We start from the raw sequence: 4395 nt of genomic DNA, 5'->3' as shown, positions 1-4395 counted from the left end.
ACCGCTGTGGTCGTTGTAGCTCAAACTGCCCATCACCTTCGAAAAGTTCTTCGTCCCAGGAACCAAAATCGATGCCCCAAACGTATTCGTAAGTTCTCCACCGTTGATGTTCAAAGAATAGTTCAAACTCACCGGTGCACCCTTACCACTCAAACTACCCGACAACGTAGTTCCACCTCTCTGGCTCACTCCGACTTCAAACCCAAATCCATTGTCAAACCCCCAACCAGCACTCACTCCAAAGCCGTTTCGGTCCGACCAGTCCACGCCGATCTGCGCTCCCGTTCCGTTCGGCCCCATCCCTACGCTCACTCCGGCGCTGTAACCGTTTGCATAGCTGTAGCCCAAGTTCACCGTCACTCCGCCCTTCTGCGTTACTGTGTTGATCGCTCCTGCTACCAGTGCCGCGTCCTCCGGACCGCGCTCGCAGCTCCGGTCAAGTTATTGTGTTCTGCTTTTGAAATATTACATTTCTCTAAAGCCAATAACTTGACCACGCCTTGATCGCTCGCGGGGGTGGGGGAGGAAGTAATTATCCGTTGTTTTCCACATTGGATAAACCCCGCAGATCGATCTCTTTCCACATCTATAAAATAATTTTGTATATGTATTATTAAAAATTAAAGTTCCATTTTCAGATTTAGAATTTATATTCTTATGAAGCCTATAAAATTTTGCCTTAATAGCACGACCGTTATATTCATATTCACCGCTTATGGCATATAACTTGGAAGACTCCCAATCATTGCATTCCAGTTGATTGTTTTCTATAAAACAATCTTTAGAAGTCATTTCATATGCTTTATTTTTAGATGGATCAAAACAATACTCTTCTATTAAGTCTGTATTATTAGAAATGAAAGCCCAACAACCTGCAACAAATTCTGCAGGGAATGCAATATAATTTTCTAACCAAGCTATATTTTCGCTTTCAACCCAATAATTATTGCCTTTAAGATTAATCTCAATCCATTGATTAAAATTTTGTTTTCCTTCTATCCATGGTCCGAAAGAACAAATTCGTATACCACTCCCACGCTTCAGAGGAGAGAGGTTTTTAACCGTTTGGCTTTTATCTGGACTATTATAAACTTTCACTTCCTGCACAGCCACGGCATTAATCTCCAAGCAACTTTTGGAAAACAATCCTTGAAGTGGAAAAATTAGGAAAAGTAATAGAAAGAGATATTTTTGATACATTGTTTAATACCAAACTCCATAATGTGCGTGATGAGAATGAAGTATTTCATTTGGCTCAACGTTTCTTGGGCGCAACTGATTAGGAATCAAATTACTTGAATTCTGAAAGTCGTAATTTAGACCAAATATTGAAAAAAATTGAGACTTTTTTGCATCCAGCGAGTTGTTGTACAAATTATTTATAAAATTTTGAACAGACTGAGGAGCTTTTAAATTAGGTTGATTACTATGAAGTGGAGTGTTTGAGGAATCACCGTTAAACTTCACGGAAATGAAGTCTATCTCATTTGCGTGCCTCCGATCATCGGGTCTTCCTAAACCTGAGATGACTACTTCATCGACATTACTTTGATAAGCTGAATATAAAAGATTTCCTAAAACTTTTTCAGAATGCTGATCGACAACCTCTTTCGGAGTTTTACCTTTTTCACCCCATTTCTCAGCAAAATCTTCCGTAAATTCAATATTAATTTGTTTGCCATTAATTACAACATGAGTTGAATAGTTACCGCTGTCTGCATTATATGTGAAATTCTTTTTAAACATATAACCGCTCAATTTTTTTGCATCGCTCGCGTTCAGCTCATAACCCAATTCACTGATTTTCGCGATTCTACCAATTTCTCCTCCGAATTCACCTGCCTTCTGAATAACTCCTGCATCTGTTCTAAATCCATTTCCGCTAAATAAATTACCGAATCGTTGAATAATTTCTTGAAGAAACCCAGGATTCGAAAACGTATCGGCTGCGTTAAAAGGATTTGTATTTTGATTCGATTGTTTTGACCCGCTCACCAACCTTCCGTCAAAAGCAACAATTCCATTCGCATTTGCTAATAAAACATCATCCCCACCAAACACACCGTTCCACACGCCCTTCACACCACGACCAATACCACTCACCATAGCCCCTACACCGTTAAAGATGTAGTTCAACAAATTGTTCTGAGCGTCTTGTTGCGAAGGTTCACCTGGCGTAGAAGGTCGAGTGCCGTCTCCGAAGTTGTAACTCACTCCGCTCGACAAACCGCTGTGGTCGTTGTAGCTCAAACTCCCCATCACCTTCGAAAAGTTCTTCGTTCCAGGAACCAAAATCGATGCTCCAAACGTATTCGTAAGTTCTCCACCGTTGATGTTCAAAGAATAGTTCAAACTTACCGGTGCACCCTTACCACTCAAACTACCGGACAACGTAGTTCCACCGCGTTGAGATACTCCGACTTCAAACCCAAATCCATTGTCAAACCCCCAACCTGCACTCACTCCAAAACCGTTGCGGTCCGACCAGTCCACGCCGATCTGCGCTCCAGTTCCGTTCGGCCCCATCCCTACGCTCACTCCGGCGCTGTAACCGTTCGCATAGCTGTAACCCAAGTTCACCGTCACTCCGCCCTTCTGCGTTACCGTGTTGATCGCTCCGGCTACCTTTCGGCCGCGTCCTGCGGACCGCGCTCGCAGCTCCGGTCAAGTTATTGTATTCTGCTTTTGAAACATTACATTTCTCTAAAGCCAATAACTTGACCACGCCTTGATCGCTCGCGGGGGGAGAGGACAGGGATTTCATTGTTAATTTATGAAAACCTCACTTGGACGGCTCACCATACACAAAATTGCCCTCAAACGAATATTGTGCTGAATTAGCAAATATTATGAAATAGTATTTGTGACCCTTGATCAAAGGCTTAGCCGGAACAAGCACCTTTCCCCCCAGATCCTCCCCATAGCGGATAACTTCTTTCATTGGAACATCAGAACTCAGGAACACAACGGACCAAACTAGACCGTCACTTGAAAGTTTTCCTTTTTGATTGGCAATTTCTAAATCAACTACACTGATCTCCCCCATTGTTTGGCCATGAGTATCAGAAACGAGTAAGTAATGTTCATCCTTACCTTTGGATTCAAATCGTACAGGCACACTCTTTCCGTCACAGGATAAAAAGAAACACCAAGATAACAATATCGTTATCAATAGATAAGTTTTTCTGAACACACTCTCTCTCCTTAAAAACCGTTGTAGATTCTACTTATTCTTTCTTTCATAATGTCCCTATTCATATCCGCATAGTTGTCGTATCCTGTATAATTTCCGTTGTAGAAATAGTTATTCTCCATGCCAATGACAGAATTTGGAACAGCTCCTGTAAATGGAGTCGTCGTATATGTTCTATTAATGGACAATCCAAAGAAGCCCAATGTCTTTTGGATTACGGAAGAATTACCAATCATATCCTTAATCTGCTCTGGAACATAACGCAAAGCGAATCCTATTTTACCAAGAAAACTGTTATTCTGTTGTCCTGTATGAGTGATTTCATGCGCTAAGTGACTAAGCGTATTCATCGCTTTTAAATGTGTATTATCAACTTGATTGTATCCAGCAGGATCAGACGATGCGCCGTTGGACAAATTGTAAACCGTGTTCCCAATTGTAACAGAAGATGCTTGTCCAAACGTCAATATCTTTAACAAAGCCTTCTGAATTTCACCAGGCTTCGTTAGTCGGATCGCATCCAAATCCACTCCTGGCAATTGCGCGGTTAACAACGATTTCGCATAGGGAGTCAGTGGTATGTCTTTCAAACCCTCGCTCTTCCAATTGCTCAACACTCCTTGACTGTGGATTCTTTCTGCATCCAAATACAGTTTTGCACTCTTCAGATATTCTGCCTTCGCTTGTGGCGATAACGAATCAAAGTCCACATTCTCATTCAACATCAACTGATCATAGTGGTTCATCGTCTCTTTAGCCGATATCAGCTTATATAGTTTATCCTTCTCTATACTCGTTAAGAGTCCCAATTCCCCTTTCGCTATTAATTCGCCGATGATACCTTCTTTAGAACCACGATCCTTGATGATTAAATCTTGAAGTATTTTCTCTTCCGAATCGATCGGTTTCCCATTCGGTCCAAACGTACCCGAAGATTCTCTGTATTGCACTGGGTTGTTTAAAGAAGGAGCGCCATATCCATCGCCAGCCATTGCCCCACCACCAAACACACCGTTCCACACGCTCTTCACACCACGACCAATACCACTCACCATAGCCCCTACACCGTTAAAGATGTAGTTCAACAAATTGTTCTGAGCGTCTTGTTGCGAAGGTTCACCTGGCGTAGAAGGTCGAGTGCCGTCGCCGAAGTTGTAACTCACTCCGCTCGACAAACCGCTGTGGTCGTTGTAGCTCAAACT

General features: G+C 42.3%; 4 protein-coding genes and 1 pseudogene. All 5 read right to left on the bottom strand.

What is annotated here, in order from left to right:
* Window positions 1-348, bottom strand: a pseudogene (locus tag EHQ17_RS12560) (hypothetical protein); the annotation flags it as partial.
* 117 nt (window positions 349-465) lie between these two features.
* Complete coding sequence (locus EHQ17_RS12555) at window positions 466-1113, bottom strand: hypothetical protein (protein WP_135592661.1); 648 nt, start codon at window positions 1111-1113, stop codon at window positions 466-468.
* A gap of 90 nt (window positions 1114-1203) precedes the next feature.
* On the bottom strand, window positions 1204-2574 hold the full coding sequence (locus EHQ17_RS12550; protein WP_135736189.1) for a hypothetical protein: 1371 nt from the start codon (window positions 2572-2574) through the stop codon (window positions 1204-1206).
* Between the two features lie 208 nt (window positions 2575-2782).
* Entirely contained in the window at window positions 2783-3193 is a 411-nt protein-coding gene (locus EHQ17_RS12545) for a hypothetical protein (RefSeq protein ID WP_135595220.1), read from the bottom strand.
* 11 nt (window positions 3194-3204) lie between these two features.
* Window positions 3205-4395: eCIS core domain-containing protein (locus tag EHQ17_RS12540; RefSeq protein ID WP_210414544.1), on the bottom strand; the 1191-nt coding region annotated here is incomplete at its 5' end.

Origin of the sequence: Leptospira gomenensis, from assembly GCF_004770155.1 — a bacterium.
Classification (GTDB): Bacteria; Spirochaetota; Leptospiria; order Leptospirales; family Leptospiraceae; genus Leptospira; species Leptospira gomenensis.
The sequence above is the reverse complement of the archived record's forward strand: the minus strand, read 5'-3'. Positions and strand labels throughout refer to the sequence as shown.